General features: G+C 70.3%; 13 protein-coding genes and 1 tRNA gene. 8 read left to right on the forward strand and 6 right to left on the reverse strand.

Going from position 1 to position 16,585, the window contains the following annotated elements; all coding sequences use genetic code 11:
• Positions 1 to 532: 532 nt before the first annotated feature.
• Positions 533 to 5,248 (forward strand): glutamate synthase large subunit, encoded by a 4,716-nt coding sequence (gltB, locus tag LOK46_RS00170; protein ID WP_273561926.1) that lies wholly within the window; start codon positions 533 to 535, stop codon positions 5,246 to 5,248.
• A gap of 102 nt (positions 5,249 to 5,350) precedes the next feature.
• Complete coding sequence (locus LOK46_RS00175) at positions 5,351 to 6,784, forward strand: glutamate synthase subunit beta (RefSeq protein WP_273561927.1); 1,434 nt, start codon at positions 5,351 to 5,353, stop codon at positions 6,782 to 6,784.
• Between the two features lie 24 nt (positions 6,785 to 6,808).
• Here the strand turns inward: LOK46_RS00175 and LOK46_RS00180 are convergent, their stop codons facing one another.
• From LOK46_RS00180 to galE, 3 genes are all read right to left on the reverse strand, one after another.
• Positions 6,809 to 8,239, reverse strand: coding sequence for an SGNH/GDSL hydrolase family protein (locus LOK46_RS00180; protein ID WP_273561928.1), 1,431 nt, complete (start codon positions 8,237 to 8,239; stop codon positions 6,809 to 6,811).
• A 93-nt stretch (positions 8,240 to 8,332) separates the two neighbouring features.
• Entirely contained in the window at positions 8,333 to 9,520 is a 1,188-nt protein-coding gene (locus LOK46_RS00185) for a lytic murein transglycosylase (RefSeq protein ID WP_273561929.1), read from the reverse strand.
• A 4-nt stretch (positions 9,521 to 9,524) separates the two neighbouring features.
• Positions 9,525 to 10,517, reverse strand: a complete 993-nt coding sequence (galE, locus tag LOK46_RS00190; protein WP_273561930.1) for a UDP-glucose 4-epimerase GalE — start codon at positions 10,515 to 10,517, stop codon at positions 9,525 to 9,527.
• A gap of 171 nt (positions 10,518 to 10,688) precedes the next feature.
• Between galE and galU the strand changes: the two genes are divergently transcribed.
• Entirely contained in the window at positions 10,689 to 11,558 is an 870-nt protein-coding gene (galU, locus tag LOK46_RS00195) for a UTP--glucose-1-phosphate uridylyltransferase GalU (RefSeq protein WP_020091420.1), read from the forward strand.
• A gap of 393 nt (positions 11,559 to 11,951) precedes the next feature.
• Here the strand turns inward: galU and LOK46_RS00200 are convergent, their stop codons facing one another.
• The gene (locus LOK46_RS00200) at positions 11,952 to 12,854 is read right to left on the reverse strand and encodes an N-formylglutamate amidohydrolase (RefSeq protein ID WP_273561931.1); all 903 of its coding nucleotides are present in this window, start codon (positions 12,852 to 12,854) and stop codon (positions 11,952 to 11,954) included.
• Between the two features lie 206 nt (positions 12,855 to 13,060).
• Here LOK46_RS00200 and cpdR point away from each other — a divergent pair, with 206 nt between their 5' ends.
• From cpdR to LOK46_RS00220, 4 genes are all read left to right on the forward strand, one after another.
• Positions 13,061 to 13,417 (forward strand): cell cycle two-component system response regulator CpdR, encoded by a 357-nt coding sequence (cpdR, locus tag LOK46_RS00205; RefSeq protein ID WP_003603128.1) that lies wholly within the window; start codon positions 13,061 to 13,063, stop codon positions 13,415 to 13,417.
• 112 nt (positions 13,418 to 13,529) lie between these two features.
• Complete coding sequence (gene grxC, locus LOK46_RS00210; protein ID WP_273561932.1) at positions 13,530 to 13,799, forward strand: glutaredoxin 3; 270 nt, start codon at positions 13,530 to 13,532, stop codon at positions 13,797 to 13,799.
• Complete coding sequence (locus tag LOK46_RS00215; RefSeq protein WP_273561933.1) at positions 13,792 to 14,649, forward strand: carbon-nitrogen hydrolase family protein; 858 nt, start codon at positions 13,792 to 13,794, stop codon at positions 14,647 to 14,649. The genes grxC and LOK46_RS00215 overlap by 8 nt, the downstream gene beginning before the upstream one ends.
• A 20-nt stretch (positions 14,650 to 14,669) precedes the next feature.
• Positions 14,670 to 15,122: a DUF1178 family protein gene (locus LOK46_RS00220; RefSeq protein WP_273561934.1), complete on the forward strand. Its 453-nt coding sequence runs from the start codon at positions 14,670 to 14,672 to the stop codon at positions 15,120 to 15,122.
• A gap of 24 nt (positions 15,123 to 15,146) precedes the next feature.
• Here LOK46_RS00220 and LOK46_RS00225 read toward each other — a convergent pair whose 3' ends face one another.
• Both LOK46_RS00225 and LOK46_RS00230 read right to left on the reverse strand, forming a co-directional pair.
• Positions 15,147 to 15,635 (reverse strand): disulfide bond formation protein B, encoded by a 489-nt coding sequence (locus LOK46_RS00225; protein ID WP_273561935.1) that lies wholly within the window; start codon positions 15,633 to 15,635, stop codon positions 15,147 to 15,149.
• A 2-nt stretch (positions 15,636 to 15,637) separates the two neighbouring features.
• The gene (locus LOK46_RS00230) at positions 15,638 to 16,219 is read right to left on the reverse strand and encodes a YqaA family protein (RefSeq protein WP_273561936.1); all 582 of its coding nucleotides are present in this window, start codon (positions 16,217 to 16,219) and stop codon (positions 15,638 to 15,640) included.
• Positions 16,220 to 16,345: 126 nt separating this feature from the next.
• Between LOK46_RS00230 and LOK46_RS00235 the strand changes: the two genes are divergently transcribed.
• Positions 16,346 to 16,430 (forward strand) — tRNA-Leu (locus LOK46_RS00235).
• Positions 16,431 to 16,585 lie beyond the last annotated feature (155 nt).

Genomic DNA, 16,585 nt, shown 5'->3' on the forward strand with positions numbered 1-16,585 from the left:
CTGGGTTTGGAGACCCGGCAGAGTGTCCGGTTCGTGTCCGGTTCCGGCATGGTCCGGGCCGGTAGACCCGGACCTCGACCATGCCGGCGAGGTCGTTGCCCCGCATGCCGCTTGTGCTCGGCCCGCCCGGTAGACCCCGCGATTCGGGCGAGATTGCGGAGGCCCGGAGCGTGTCCGGACCCGTCATCCAGAGCGGCGACACCGTGCCCTCCGGCTGTCTCTTGCTGAAAACATTTCAATCTGGCAGTTTCGCGACTTAGGACAGCACAACTGTCCCATCGGCCGTGCATCCCGGCCGTCGCCGTCTCGCGCGCGGGCGAGAGAGAACGGCAGACGGACACGGGCGCGCCAGCGCACCGCTCCTCGAGCGGTCCGGGTCCTCGATGAACGCGAGCCGACGGACGTGTCCCCCGGGACCGGCCGGATGGCCTGCGGCAAGAGGCCGAGCGCGGGGCGCCGACGGCTTGCGGGCATGAAACATGCTCGCGGGTTCTTGGCTGCGGACGGGTTCGAGGGAAGGACGAGACGAAGCATGTCACAACGCAGACCCGCCGACGAGTTTGCTGCGTCCACGGCCCAGGCTGCCGCCCCCCGCGGCGGCGCCATGCCGCTCATCGTGCGCGACCCCGCCCTCCCGAAAGCCCAGGGCGCCTACGACCCTGCCAACGAGCGCGACGCCTGCGGCGTCGGCTTCATCGCCGACATGCACGACCGCCGCACCCACGCGATCGTCGAGCAGGGTCTGAAGATCCTCGAGAACCTCGATCACCGCGGCGCGGTGGGCGCCGATCCCAAGATGGGCGACGGCTGCGGCATCCTCACGCAGATCCCGCACGGCTTCTTCGCCGAGGAGTGCTCGCGTCTCGGATTCGAGCTGCCGCCGGCGGGCGCGTACGCGATCGGACAGTTCTTCATGCCGAAGGCGGAGGAGCCCCGGGCGATCATCCAGGAGATCGTCGAAGCGTCCCTGGCCGCCGAGGGCCTCCCGCTCCTCGGCTGGCGCGACGTCCCGGTGGACCCGGAGGATCTCGGCGACGCCGTGAAGGCCACCGAGCCGCATCACCGTCAGGTGTTCATCGGCCGGCCCGCCTCGGTCACCGACCAGGACGCGTTCGAGCGCCGGGTCTACGTCGCCCGCAAGGTGATCTCCAACAAGGTCTACGGCCTCGACGACCCGCGGGTGAAGGAGTTCTACCCGGTCTCCGTGTCGACCCGGACCATCGTCTACAAGGGCATGGTGCTGGTCACGCAGCTCGGCGGCTACTTCCTCGACCTGAAGGACGACCGCTTCGTCTCGGCGATCGCCCTCGTCCACCAGCGCTTCGCCACCAACACCTTCCCGACCTGGCGGCTGTCGCACCCGTACCGGATGGTCGCGCATAACGGCGAGATCAACACGCTGCGCGGCAACGTCAACTGGATGGCGGCCCGGCAGGCGAGCGTCGATTCCGACCTGTTCGGCAACGACATCTCGAAGCTGTGGCCGATCTCCTACGAGGGCCAGTCTGACACCGCCTGCTTCGACAACGCCCTCGAGTTCCTCGTGCAGGGCGGCTACCCGCTCGCCCACGCGATGATGATGCTCATCCCGGAGGCCTGGGCCGGCAACCCGCTGATGAGCGAGGAGCGGCGCGCCTTCTACGAGTACCACGCCGCCCTGATGGAGCCGTGGGACGGCCCGGCCGCCGTGGCCTTCACGGACGGTCGCCAGATCGGCGCGACCCTGGACCGCAACGGCCTGCGCCCGGCGCGCTACATCGTCACCGACGACGGCCTCGTGGTGCTCGCCTCCGAGATGGGCACCCTGCCGATCCCGGACGAGAAGATCGTGCAGTCCTGGCGCCTCCAGCCGGGCCGCATGCTGCTGATCGACCTGCAGAAGGGCCGCATCGTCTCCGACGAGGAGATCAAGGGCGAGCTCGCCGCCGCGCACCCCTACGCCGACTGGGTGAAGAACACCCAGATCGTGCTCGAGGATCTTCGACCGGTGCAGCCGCGCGAGTCGCGGGGCGACGTCAGCCTGCTCGATCGCCAGCAGGCCTTCGGCTACACGCAGGAGGACCTCAAGCTGCTGATGCAGCCGATGGCGGTCACCGGCCAGGAAGCGGTCGGCTCGATGGGGACGGACACGCCGCTCTCGGCGCTCTCCGAGAAGTCGAAGCTGCTCTACACCTACTTCAAGCAGAACTTCGCCCAGGTGACGAACCCGCCGATCGACCCGATCCGCGAGGAGGCCGTGATGAGCCTCGTCTCGTTCATCGGGCCGCGGCCGAACCTGCTCGACATGGAGGGGGCGTCCCGGCGCAAGCGCCTGGAGGTCCGCCAGCCGATCCTCACCAACGCGGACCTGGAGAAGATCCGCTCGATCGGCCATTTCGAGGACCGGTTCGACACCAAGACCCTGGACATGACCTACCCGGCCGAGACCGGTGCGGCGGCCATGGACGGGGCGCTCGACCGGCTCTGCGACCGCGCCGAGGCGGCGGTGCGCGGCGGCTACAACATCATCGTGCTCACCGACCGGGCGGTCGGGCCGGACCGGATCCCGATCCCGGCGCTGCTCGCCACGGCGTCCGTGCACAACTACCTGATCCGCAAGGGCCTGCGGACCTCGGTCGGCCTCGTGGTCGAGTCGGGCGAGCCGCGCGAGGTGCACCACTTCGCCTGCCTCGCCGGCTACGGCGCCGAGGCGGTGAACCCGTACCTCGCCTTCGAGACGCTTCTCGAGATGAAGGACGAGTTCCCGCCGGACCTCACCGACGACGAGATCATCTACCGCTACATCAAGGCGATCGATAAGGGTCTGCTGAAGGTGATGTCCAAGATGGGCATCTCCACCTACCAGTCCTACTGCGGCGCGCAGATCTTCGACGCGGTCGGCCTGAACTCGACCTTCGTGGGCCGTGACTTCTTCGGCACGGCGACGACCATCGAGGGCGTCGGCATGGCGGAGATCGCCGAGGAGACCGCGCGCCGTCACCGCGACGCCTTCGGCGACGCGCCGGTCTACCGGAACGCCCTCGATGTCGGCGGCGAGTACGCCTACCGCCTGCGCGGCGAGACCCACACCTGGACGCCCGACACGGTGGCGACGCTGCAGCACGCGGTGCGCCTCAACGTGCCGGAGCGCTACCGGGAATACGCCGAGCTGGTGAACCGGCAGGAGCACCAGCTGAAGACGCTGCGCGGCCTGTTCCGCCTCAAGTCCGCCACCGAGATCGGCCGCGCGCCGGTCCCGCTGGACTCGGTCGAGCCGGCCTCCGAGATCGTCAAGCGCTTCGCCACGGGCGCCATGTCGTACGGCTCCATCTCCAAGGAGGCGCACGAGACGCTCGCCATCGCGCTGAACTCGTTCGGCGGCCGGTCGAACTCGGGCGAGGGCGGCGAGGAGGTCGAGCGATTCAAGCCGCTGCCGGACGGGCGCTCGCGCCGGTCCGCGATCAAGCAGGTCGCCTCAGGCCGCTTCGGCGTCACGACGGAGTACCTCGTCAATTCCGACATGATGCAGATCAAGGTCGCGCAGGGTGCCAAGCCCGGCGAGGGCGGCCAGCTGCCCGGCCACAAGGTCGACGCCAAGATCGCCAAGGTCCGCTACGCCACCCCGGGCGTCGGCCTGATCTCGCCGCCGCCGCACCACGACATCTACTCGATCGAGGATCTGGCCCAGCTGATCTTCGACCTGAAGAACGTGAATCCGTCGGCCGACGTGTCGGTGAAGCTCGTCTCCGAGGTCGGCGTCGGCACGGTCGCGGCCGGCGTCGCCAAGGCGCGGGCCGACCACATCACGATCTCGGGTTTCGACGGCGGCACCGGCGCGGCGCCGCTGACCTCGCTCAAGCACGCGGGCGGGCCCTGGGAGACCGGCCTGGCCGAGACCCAGCAGACGCTGGTGCTCAACAACCTGCGCGGGCGCGTCGCCCTCCAGGCCGACGGCGGCATCCGGACCGGGCGCGACGTGATCATCGCGGCACTGCTCGGCGCCGACCAGATGGGCTTCTCGACGGCGCCGCTGATCGCCGCCGGCTGCATCATGATGCGCAAGTGCCACCTGAACACCTGCCCGGTGGGCGTCGCCACCCAGGATCCGGTGCTGCGCAAGCGCTTCAAGGGCACGCCCGAGCACGTGGTGAACTACTTCTTCTTCGTGGCCGAGGAGGTGCGGGAGATCCTGGCCTCCCTGGGCTTCACCAAGCTGGAGGAGGCGGTCGGCCGCTCCGACGTGCTCGACAAGGTCGAGGCCATCGCCCACTGGAAGGCGCGCGGGCTCGACTTCACCAAGCTGTTCCACCGGCCGAAGGTGGACGAGGGCACGGCGATCCGCCACGTCGACGTGCAGCACCACCCGATCGACACGGTCCTCGACCGTCGCCTGATCGAGAAGGCGCAGCACGCCATCGAGACCGGCGAGCCGGTGGTCATCACCGACACGATCCGGAACTCGGACCGGGCCGCGGGCGCGATGCTCTCCGGCGCGGTGGCGAAGGCGCACGGCCACGAGGGCCTGCCCGACGACACGATCGTGGTGAAGCTCGCCGGCACGGCGGGCCAGAGCTTCGGCGCGTGGGTGGCGGCCGGCGTGACCGTCGAGCTGACCGGCCACGGCAACGACTACGTCGGCAAGGGCCTGTCGGGCGGCAAGCTGATCATCCGGCCGAGCGACGCGCTGAAGTCGCCGCAGGACCGGACCATCATGGTCGGCAACACCGTGCTGTACGGGGCGATCGCGGGCGAGTGCTACATCCGCGGCTCCGCGGGCGAGCGCTTCGCCGTGCGGAATTCCGGCGCGATCACGGTGGTCGAGGGCATGGGCGACCACGGCTGCGAGTACATGACCGGCGGCGTGGTCGTGTCGATCGGCGAGACCGGGCGCAACTTCGCGGCCGGCATGTCGGGCGGCATCGCCTACGTGCTCGACGAGGACGGCTCGTTCTCGGCGCGCTGCAACCTGTCCATGGTCGACCTGGAGCCGGTCGAGGAGGAGGACGACCTGATGCGTCGCTTCCACCAGGACGGCGACCTCGAGACCAAGGGGCGGGTCGACATCCTGGCCGACATGTCCGGGCACGACGAGGAGCGGCTGACGCAACTCATCACCAACCATCTCAAGTACACGGGCAGCCCTCGCGCCAAGGCGATCCTCGACGATTGGAGCGGTTACCGCACCAAGTTCGTGAAGGTGATGCCGGTGGAGTACCGCCGGGCGCTGCGCGAGATGGAGATGGCGCGGATGCCGGTGGCCGCCGAGTAGGCGGCTCCCTGAGACCGGGCGGTCTGCCGCCCGGTCACGCACCCACACGAGACGACGACGCGGGCAGCGCAGTCAAAGACTGGCCGGCCCAGGGGCTGACCAATGGGCAAGATCACAGGCTTCCTCGAGTTCGACCGGCAGGAGCAGAAGTACCAGCTCGCCGCCGACCGGGTTCGGCACTTCCGCGAGTTCACGCTCCCGCTCGACGAGCACGACCTCACCAAGCAGGCGGCCCGCTGCATGGATTGCGGCATCCCGTTCTGCCACGGGCCGACGGGCTGCCCGGTCCACAACCAGATCCCGGACTGGAACGACCTCGTCTTCCAGTCGGATTGGGAGGAGGCGTCCCGCAACCTCCACTCGACGAACAATTTCCCGGAGTTCACCGGCCGCGTCTGCCCCGCGCCCTGCGAGGAGGCCTGCACGCTGAACCTCGAGAACCAGCCGGTCGCCATCAAGACGATCGAGCAGGCGATCGCCGACCGGGCCTGGAACATGGGCTGGGTGAAGCCCGAGCCGGCGCAGACCCGCACCGGCAAGCGCGTCGCGGTCGTGGGCTCCGGCCCCGCCGGCATGGCGGCGGCCCAGCAGCTCGCCCGGGTCGGGCACGACGTCCACGTGTATGAGCGCGAGCCCAAGGCCGGCGGCCTGCTCCGCTACGGCATCCCGGACTTCAAGATGGAGAAGCGCCACATCGACCGGCGCGTGCGCCAGATGGAGGCCGAGGGTGTCGTCTTCCACTACAACCAGAATATCGGCGTCACGAAGTCGGTGGACGACCTCAAGGCCGAGTTCGACGCCGTGATGTTCTGCGGCGGCGCCGAGGATCCCCGCAACCCGCAGCTCCCCGGTCAGGACCTCGAGGGCGTCCACTACGCGATGCCCTACCTCGTCCAGTCGAACCGGCGCGTGAGCGCCGAGCCGATGCGCGGCAACGGCGAGCAGCCGATCCTGGCTTCGGGCAAGAACGTGGTGGTCATCGGCGGCGGCGACACCGCCTCCGACTGCGTCGGCACCGCGTTCCGCCAGGGGGCCCTGTCGGTGACGCAGCTCGACATCCGCCCGCGCCCGCCCGAGCGGGAGGACAAGCTCACCGTGTGGCCCTACTGGCCGACCAAGATGCGGACCTCGTCCAGCCAGGCCGAGGGCGCGGAGCGCGAGTTCCAGGCCGCGACCCTGCGGCTGGAGGGCAACAGGAAGGGCCAGCTCACCGGCGTGGTCTGCGCCCGGGTCGATGCCAAGCGCCAGCCGATCGCCGGCACCGAGTTCGTCCTGCCCGCCGACCTCGTCTTCATGGCGATCGGCTTCGCCGGCTCGATCCAGAAGGGGCTGCTGGAGCAGTCCGGTATCGGCGTCGACAGGCGCGGCAACGTCGAGGCGAACGAGGACGACTACCGCACGTCGGACGCGAAGATCTGGGCCGCGGGCGACATGCGGCGCGGCCAGTCCCTCGTGGTCTGGGCGATCCGTGAGGGACGTCAGGCGGCGCGCGCCATCGACGAGACGCTGATGGGCGCCAGCGTCCTGCCGCGCTGAGCGCGCGCTACGGGGCTCCCCGACCTAGCCGGGCGGCCAGCGGAAATCGTCGGCGCGGCCGGGCTGCGGCATCGGCGCGTTGCCGCGCAGCAGCGTCCGCTCCACGCTCCCGGAATTGTCCGGGTCGCGCGGCCGCCCGTTGAGCAGCGCGCCGCCGGGCGACACCTCGCTCCGGCTCAGCGGCACCACGGGGCCGGCGGCGGGCTTCACCGGAAGCGCCGGGACGCCGGGCGGCTCCGGCAGGCTCGGCAGCATCGCGGTGATCTGACGATCGATCGCCGCGGTATCGGTGGCCGGCGCGGTGCCGTCCAGGCTGGGCCCCGAGGTCGAGGGCGGCGCGGTCGGCGCCACGGTCGCGGTCGGCGACGGCTCGGCCGTGCCCGGCACCGCGCCCATCAGCCGCTTCAGCTCGACATCGGCGAAGTGGGCGAGCTTCCGGTCCCCCGCTTTGGTGAAATGGACGCCGTCCGCGGTGCGGAGCTTGGCGATCTGCCCCTCCGGATCCGGCCCCGACGCGGCGTACCGGTCCCGGTCGTCGACGAAGCCCGGCCAGATGTCGACGTAGGTCCCGCCGGCCTTGGTGACGGTGTCGCGGACGATGTCGTTCAGCGACGCGAGGTCCCGGCTCAGGGACTCGCTCTGGACGGGCGGCAGCCCGACCCAGATCAGCGGGATCTTGCGGTCGGTGAAGACCTTCGCCAGCGCCTCCACCCGCGCGCGGTACAGCGCGCGCCAGCGGTCCGTGAGGGGATCGGCTGTCTCGTCGCCCTCGCGGATCGGCTGCCGGTCGTTGGCGCCCATCATCACCAGGGCGTAGCGCACCTTCGCGTTGCCCTGGAGGTAATCCTGCGCGACCTTCGGCCAGTCGACCACGTCCTTGCGCACCAGACCGCTGTCGCCCTTCGCGCGGTCGATCACGGCGACGTCGGCGTTGTCCTCGAACACGTCGTCGAGGCCCTTGGCGAGGTGGTCGGCCAGTGAGTCGCCGAAGACGGCGATCTGGACGTTCGGCTCGGTCTTGGCGACCGCGGGCTTCGGCGGCGTCGGCGCCCGGGCCGGACGAACCCGGCGCTTCACCGCGGGGGGCGGCCGCTGCGCCTCGCCGGTCGCGTAGGGATTGCGCTGGCGCGGCGCCCGGTAGGTGCGCTCGGGCTGCGGCGCCACCGGCTGCGGCCGGTCCTCCCAGGGCCAGTAGAACTGGCGCGGCGCCTCCTGCTGCGGCGCGTAGCGGGGCTGGCGCCCGGATGTCCCGTCGTCGCGGTAATAGGCGTCCCGCGGCCGACGGCGCGGCGGCGCCTGGTAGTAGGTGCCGCCCTGCTGCTGCTGCTGGTAGCTGTCGCCCCACTGCGCGCGGGCCGGACCGCTCCCGAAGGTCGACAGCTCCGCGAGCCCCAGCAGGGCTGCGAGCCCGAGGAGGAGGGGGCGTTCCGAAGGACGCCGACGAGCGAGGACCATGCGCATCCCGTACGCTTTACGCCGAACCGGGCCCGTTCGGACCGCGGGCACTATAGGTGGAAGGCGCGCGCGGGTCTAAACCTCCCGCCGGGCTCAGCGTCGCGGCGCTGCCTTCCCGGCCACGCGGTCCAGCAGGGCCGGCGTCGCGTACCCGTCGGCCGGCAATCCGACGCTGATCTGGTAGCGCCGCACCGCCTCGCGCAGCTTCGGGCCGGCGCGCCCATCCGCCGGCCCGTCGTAGAAGCCGGAAGCCGCGAGGCCGGTTTGCAGGGCGCGGAGACCCGGGCCGTCGAGGCGGGCTCCGGCCGGCCACGGCGCGGCCAGCGGCGGACCGCCGGCGAGGCGGTCGGCGAGGTGCCCCACCGCCAGCGCGTAGGAGTCCGAGGTGTTGTAGCCTCGGATCACCTCGAAATTGTCGGTGATCAGGAAGATCGGGGCGCCGAGACCTCCGGGCAGGAACAGGCTGGCGCGCCCGGCCCCCGGCAGCGGCTTCCCGTCGGCGCGGCGAACGCCGCGCTCGGCGAAGCTGCCGAGATCGCCCGCGTAGCGGTTCAGGTCGAAGTCCTTCGGCAGGAGCACCTCGTAGCCCCAGGAGAGGGCCGGATCCCAGCCGAGATCCTTGATGTAGGCCGCGATCGAGGCCAGCGAATCCGCTTCGCTGGTCCAGATGTCGCGTCGGCCGTCGCCGTCGAAGTCGACCGCGTGGGCCAGGTAGGTGGAGGGCAGGAACTGCACCTGGCCCATCGCCCCGGCCCAGCTGCCGCTCATCCGGTCCGGCGCGATGTCGCCGCGCTGCAGGATCGTGAGGGCGGCGAGCAGCTCGTCGCGGAACAGGCTGCCGCGGTGCCGCGCCTGGGCGAGCGTCGCCAGCGCCCGTACGGTCGGGACGCTGCCCGCGCTCGCTCCGAAGTCCGATTCGACGCCCCAGAACGCCGTCACCACCGGCCCCGGAACGCCGTAGCGGCCCTCGATCGCCGTCATGGTCGACGCGAGGGCGGCGGCGCGGGCGCGTCCGCGCGCGACGCGGCCGGCCGAGACCGCGCCGACGAGGTACTCCCAGACCGGTCGGACGAACTCGCTCTGGCGGCGGGTGCGCGCCAGGATTGCGGGATCGGGTCCCGCGATCCCGCGAAACGCCGCGTCGAAGGTCGCCGCGGAGACGCCCCGCGCCGACGCGTCCGGGCGCAGGGCCTCGACGAACGTCCGGAAGGCGTCCTCGGCACCGGCCTGCCCGGAGGCGAGGCACGCCGCGGCGGCCAGGAACCATCGGCGGGAGAGCATCCGGTCAGATCCGATTGCGCTTCTCCAGGCGCTCTTCCCAGGCGAGGGCCTGGCCGACGATGGCGTCGAGATCGTCGTGCCGGGGCTGCCAGCCCAGGCGCTCGCGGATGCGCGCCGCCTCGGCGACGATCTGGGCCGGATCGCCGGCCCGGCGCGGGCACAGCCGCACCTCGAAGTCGCGACCGGAGATCCGCTTCACCACCTCGACGACCTCGAGCACCGAGTAGCCGCGCCCGTAGCCGCAGTTCATCGTCAGGCTCTCGCCGCCGGAGCGCAGGTGGTCGAGGGCGAGGCGATGCGCCTCCGCGAGGTCCGAGACCTGTATGTAGTCGCGCAGGCACGACCCGTCCGGGGTCGGGTAGTCGGTCCCGAACACGTCGAGCCGTTCGCGCTGTCCGCGCGCCGCCTGCGTGGCCACCTTGATCAGGTGCGTGGCGTTGGGCGTAGACTGGCCGGACCGCCCCCCCGGGTCCGCGCCGGCGACGTTGAAGTAGCGCAGGACGACGTAGGAGAAGCCGTGCGCCGCGGCGGCGTCGGCGATCATCCACTCGCTCATCAGCTTCGAGCGGCCGTAGGGGTTGATCGGCTTCAGCGGCAGATCCTCGGGCACCGGCGTGGTGTCGGGCTCGCCGTAGACGGCAGCGGTCGAGGAGAAGATCACGTGCTTGACCCCGGCGCGCACCGAGGCCTCGATCAGCGAGCGGGTCTTCACCGTGTTGGCCAGGTAGTAGCCGAGGGGATCGGCCACGGAATCGGGCACGACGATCTTGGCGGCGAAGTGGGCCAGGGCGTCGATGCGGTGCTGGAGGATCGTCTGCGTCACGAGGGCCTGGTCCGCCACGTCGCCGACGACGAGCTTCACGCCCTCCGGGACCGCCCAGTCGAAGCCGGTGGAGAGATCGTCCAGGACGACGACCTCCTCATGGCCGGCGTCGAGGAGCGCCAGCACCATGTGGCTGCCGATGTAGCCGGCACCGCCCGTCACCAGAACCGCCATCTCGCCCCCACTGCCGCCACCCCGGCAACTGCTTACGCTTTTGCAGACGGGAAATTTACGCCCCGCCACCTCATACTAACGACGTACATGCTTGCGACGGCTCGCGTTAAGCTATCTCACTGACCGCACAGCTGACCACGTCGTTCCATCCAGTTCCGGGGTTACCGCTCGATGAAACCGATCCGCAAGGCCGTCCTCCCCGTCGCGGGCCTCGGCACGCGCTTCCTGCCCGCCACGAAGGCGGTCCCGAAGGAGATGCTCACGGTCGTCGACCGGCCGGTGGTGCAGCACGTCGTCGACGAGGCCCGCGCGGCGGGGATCGAGCACTTCATCTTCGTCACCGGTCGCGGCAAGGCGGTGATCGAGGACCATTTCGACATCGCGTTCGAACTCGACCACACCCTCCAGGAGCGGGGAAAGACGGCCGCCTACGAGGAGTTGAAGAAGGATCTGCCGAAGGCCGGCCAGACCAGCTTCACCCGCCAGCAGGCGCCGCTCGGCCTCGGCCACGCGGTGTGGTGCGCCCGCGAGATCGTCGGCGACGAGCCGTTCGCGGTGCTGCTCCCCGACATGCTGAGCCGCGGGTGCATGCAGCAGATGCTGGCCGCCTACGATCGTCACGGCGGCAACATCATCGCCGTCGAGGAGGTGGCCCCCGAGGAGACGCACCAGTACGGCATCGTCAGCGTCGGCGAGACCTACGGCCAGTCGTTCCAGATCACCGGGATGGTCGAGAAGCCCAAGCAGGGCACGGCACCGTCCAACTTCATCATCTCGGGGCGCTACATTCTCCAGCCGGAGATCTTCGGGATCCTGGAGCACGGCAAGAAGGGCGCGGGCGGCGAGATCCAGCTCACCGACGCCATGATCGACCTGATGGAGAAGCAGGCATTCTACGGCATGCGCTACGAGGGCCGGACCTACGACACCGGCTCGAAGCTCGGTTTCCTGACCGCGAACCTCGCGTATGCCCTGGAGCGGAACGATCTCGCGGGCCCCTTGCGGGCCGAGATCGAGAAGCTGCTCAAGAGTCAGGGCTGAGCGGCGCTTCCGTCGCGGGTCACATGACCGCGGTCCGGTAGCCGGCACGTCCGAGCGACATCGGTCCGAAGTTCAGAACCTCGATCGCCGGCCAGGGCGGTCGGGGTTTCTCGTTGTCGAAAGGGCGGTGGAGCCGTCGGCCCGCGATGCCGAGCGCGTCGCGGACGGCGAACGCGGTTCAGGTATGCGCGCAGAGCGGCCGCGCCGAACGTTTTGCGCTTGCTTCTTGTGCGGCGCACTTTAATTTGTGCGTTGCGAGATCGCGATGGCGTCGCGGTCTCGCTGCCCTTCTTGGGCGTTTCCTCCCTAGACTTCGGGCCGCTCCTTCGGGAGTGGCCTTTTTTCTGTCCGGTACACCGGTGCTCTTCTTCGTGAACGAGCGGGGTAGGGCCGCTATTCCGCGGCCATCCGGCGGGGGACGAGATCGTCGAGGTCCTTGGCGACGTCGAGGATGACGGCGCGCAGGGCCTCGACCAGTGCCGGGAAGCCGGCCGTCATCGCGAGGCTGGCCTCGTTCATGTAGAGGCCCCGGTTCACCTCGATCTGGAGCGCGTGGCGGTCGAGGTTCGGCTCGCCGTAATGCTCCGTGATGAAGCCGCCCGCGTAGGGCTTGTTGCGCACCACGCGGAAACCCCTTGCCCGGAACGCCGCCTCGAACCCGTCGATCAGGACGGGCGCGCACGCCGTTCCGTACCGGTCGCCCAGCACCACGTCCGCTTTCATGTCCGGATCGCGACCGAGGCTCGAGGACGGCATCGAGTGGCAGTCGACGAGCATGCAGTGGCCGTGGGTCCGCGCCGTGCGCTGGACCAGCCCGCGCAGCGCGCGGTGATAGGGCTTGTATAGGCTCTCGATCCGGGCGGTCGCCTCGGCGACCGGGAGGCGCCGGGCGTAGATCTCCTGGCCGTCGGCGACGACGCGCGGCACCGTCCCGAGCCCGCCGGCGACCCGCATCGACCGGGTGTTGGCGAAGGGCGGCAGGCGCCCCTCGAACATGCGTGGGTCGAGCTCGTAGGGCTCGCGGTTCACGTCGAGGAAGGCGCGGGGGAAGTTGGCGCGCAGGAGCGGCGCGCCCAGTTCGACGACTGACGCGAACAGGCGCTCGACGTGGGCGTCCTCGGAGCGGCGCAGGGTGAGAGCGTCGAGCCGCGAGGCCGCGATGAAGTCGGGGGGGTAGACGGCCCCGGAATGACCGGTATTGAAGACGAAAGGCAGGGTGTGCGCCGCGGGCTCGTCGACCGCGAAGGCCGGGGCAAATCCGAAGGCGTCTGGCTGTACCGGTTCGGTTGCAGTCATCGGCTGGTGGACACCCCGGCGGTTGAACGAGGACGGCAGGCGCTCACTGTGCTGCGCGATCGGTCGCCTGTCCACTCCGCACCGGCAGCCGACGCATTCGCCCGGGAGACACGCGGCGCCCGCTGCGCGCTCCATGATAACACCTTGTTTACCATCGCCTCCCTTTATGGGATCAACTTCTCGACTCGAAGGCTCGGATCCGGCCGATGAAAATCCTGCTGGCGGAAGACGACAACGACATGCGCCGGTTTCTGGCCAAGGCGCTGCAGAACGCGGGCTACGATGTCTTGTCCTTCGACAACGGCCTCTCCGCCTACAACCGGCTGCGCGAGGAACCGTTCGAGCTGCTGCTGACCGATATCGTGATGCCCGAGATGGACGGCATCGAGCTGGCCCGCCGCGCCACCGAGCTCGATCCCGACATCAAGGTGATGTTCATCACCGGCTTCGCGGCGGTCGCCCTCAACCCGGATTCGAAGGCCCCGAAGGACGCCAAGGTCCTGTCGAAGCCCTTCCATCTCCGCGATCTCGTGAACGAGGTCGAGAAGCTCCTGGCCGCCTGATCCTGCCGGCGCGTCGCCGACGGCGCGCGTTGCCCTGTGGCCACAGGGGCATAGGCAAGTCGCGCCCCGCGCTCCTATATGTCCGGAGTTCACGGGCGGGACGACGATCGCGATGCAGCCGGTCACAATCTACACCACGGCTTGGTGTCCCTACTGCTCGGCGGCCAAGAGCCTGCTGAAGGAGAAGGGCGCCGCCTTCCAGGAGATCGACGTCGAGCGCGTCCAGGGTGCCCGGACCGCGATGGTCGAGCGCGCCCGCGGCCGCACCAGCGTGCCGCAGATCTTCGTCGGCGCCACGCATGTCGGCGGCTGCGACGACCTCTACGCCCTCGACCGGGCCGGCAAGCTCGACCCGCTGCTCAAGGACACGGCCGATGCCTGAGTCCCGCTTCACGGCCGCCTGCGTGCAGATGCGTTCGGGGCGCGACCCGGCCGCCAACCGCGACGCGGCCGTGGCGGGCGTGCGCGAGGCGGCGGCGCGGGGCGCGGCCTACGTGCAGACTCCCGAGATGACCTCCCTGGTGGAGCGGAGCCGCGAGCGCCTGTTCGCGCACGTCACCACCGAGGAGCAGGACCTGACCCTGGCGGCGCTCCGCGAGGCGGCGCGCCAGACCGGAGCGGTCGTCCAGATCGGCTCGATCGCGGTCAAGTCCGGCGACAAGATCGCCAACCGCGCCTACCTGATCGGCGCCGACGGTGAGATCCTGGCCTCCTACGACAAGCTGCATCTCTTCGACGTCGACCTGCCGAGCGGCGAGCGCTGGCGGGAATCCGCGACCTATTCCGGGGGCGCCTGCGCGGTGCTCGCCGAGACGCCGTGGGCCAAGCTCGGCCTGACGATCTGCTACGACATCCGCTTCCCCGCCCTGTACCGCGCCCTCGCCGAGGCGGGCGCCGACGTCCTGACGGCCCCCGCCTGCTTCACCCGGCAGACCGGTGAGGCCCACTGGCACGTCCTGCAGCGGGCTCGGGCCATCGAGACCGGCGCCTTCGTGATCTCGGCGGCGCAGGGCGGTCGGCACGAGGACGGGCGCGAGACCTACGGGCACTCGCTGATCGTCGATCCCTGGGGCCGCGTTCTCGCCGATGCCGGCGGGGCCGAGCCCGGGATCATCCTGGCGGAGATCGACCTCGCGCAGGTCGCCGAGGCCCGGGCCCGCATCCCAGCGCTGCAGCACGGCCGGCCCTTCACCGTCGAGCGCGTCGGCTCGCGGGTCCAGGCCGCGCAGTAGGCACCACAGCAAGCAACAGAATGATCCGGTACAGTCTCGTCTGCGACGCCGGGCACGGCTTCGAGAGCTGGTTCCCGTCCTCCGACTCCTACGACACGCAGGTCGCGCGCGGCCTCGTGACGTGCCCGGTCTGCGACAGCGCCAAGGTCAGCAAGGCCCTGATGGTGCCGAGCGTCGCCCGCACGGACCGGGAGCGCGCGCCCGCGCCGGCTCCCAAGGCAGAGGCGCCGGTGACCATGGTCGCCGAGCCGGAGCGTCAGATGCGGGCGATGCTGCGCGCACTCCGGGAGCACGTCGTGGCGAATGCCGAGCACGTCGGGGCCCGCTTCCCCGAGGAGGCGCGCAAGATCCACTACGGCGAGGCGGAGGGGCGTTCGATCTACGGCGAGGCGAGCCCCGCGGAGGCGCGCGCCCTGATCGACGAGGGCATCGAGGTGGCGGCGATCCCGGTCCTGCCCGACGACCGGAACTGAGCGGCTCTGGCCGGTCCGGGCGCGTCAGGGGCGCAGCGCGGCGGTCCCCGCGAACGAGGCCAGCACGGCCGAGATCGCGGCGCTCCAGCCGGCGAGCGACACGCCCAGCACCCGGAGCGCGGCCACCGAGCAGTCGACGACCTTCGTGGTCTGCAGGCTGTTGAGGAAGTCGCCGACCTGACCCGGATTGGCGCCGGTGCCGCCGCCGCAATCGGCGGGTCCCGGCCAGAACCCCCATTCCGCGCCGGCGTGGTAGATCCCGATGCCGGCCCCGTAGAGCAGGCCGAGGGCGGCGAGGCCGAGGGCGATCCGCGCCAGGCGCTCCGGCAGGAACAGGGCCAGCAGGCCCAGCGGAACGGCGGCGTAGTAGGGCAGCCGCTCGGTCAGGCAGAGCTTGCACGGCGCGTAGCCGTATCCGTACTGGAGGACGAGCGCGGCCCCGACGGTGAGGGCGGAGGCGATCGCCAGCCAGAGGCCGGCGGTCTTGAGGCGCAGGGCAGCCGCCGTGTTCATCGCTACAGGATCACCTTGAAGAGCAGGAAGCCGAGGACGATGACGGCGACGGAGATCGCCGCGACCGCGTTCAGATGTCGGTCGAGCACGCCGCGGATCTGGACACCGTAGCGGCCGAGCAATCCGGCGAGAATGAAGAAGCGCGCGCCGCGGGTCACGATCGACAGGATCGTGAACCAGAACAGGCTGTAATGCGCGAAGCCCGACGTGATCGTGACGAGCTTGTAGGGAATCGGCGTGAGTCCCTTCAGCAGGATCACCCAGTGGCCGTAGCGCGCGTAGGAGTCCTGGAACGTCGCGGCCGAGTTCTGCAGGCCGTAGAGGCGGATGAGCCACTCGCCGACGGAGTCGAACAGAAGGGCTCCGATGGCGTAGCCGACGAGGCCGCCGAGAACCGAGGCGACCGTCGTGATCGTGGCGTAGAACCAGACCCGGTCTGGCCGGGCGACTGCCATCGGGACCAGCATCACGTCCGGCGGTACCGGGAAGAACGAGCTTTCGGCGAAGGCAACGGCGCCGAGCGCGTAGGGCGCGGACCGCCTGTCACTGAGGGCCAGGATCCACGCGTAGAGCCGGCGGAGCATTCAAGGTCCCGGTTTGAGCGATCGGCGGCCCTTTGAGCATAGGCGTTCCGCCTTGGCCAGATCGACGACCCGCGCAAAAACAACACTTGGCCGCGGCCGCCGACCTATGCGAAGAGCCCCTGGCACGCGGGTATGGCGGAATTGGTAGACGCGGGCGACTCAAAATCGCCAGCCGCAAGGCGTGGGGGTTCGATTCCCTCTACCCGCACCACGGCGCCACCGGCGGGCGCGGGACGCCGTCGAACCGCTCGCCGGATCCGCGCGGAGAGCCCCTTTCGATCCCGGATGAGCGCGATTCCGTCGCTCTGACGGCGCGCGTCGCGTCCCCTATCTTCGCCGTCGCGCGGTCGGCAGGGCCGTTCGTCG

Origin of the sequence: Methylobacterium sp. NMS14P, assembly GCF_028583545.1 — a bacterium.
In the GTDB taxonomy this organism is placed as follows: Bacteria; Pseudomonadota; Alphaproteobacteria; order Rhizobiales; family Beijerinckiaceae; genus Methylobacterium.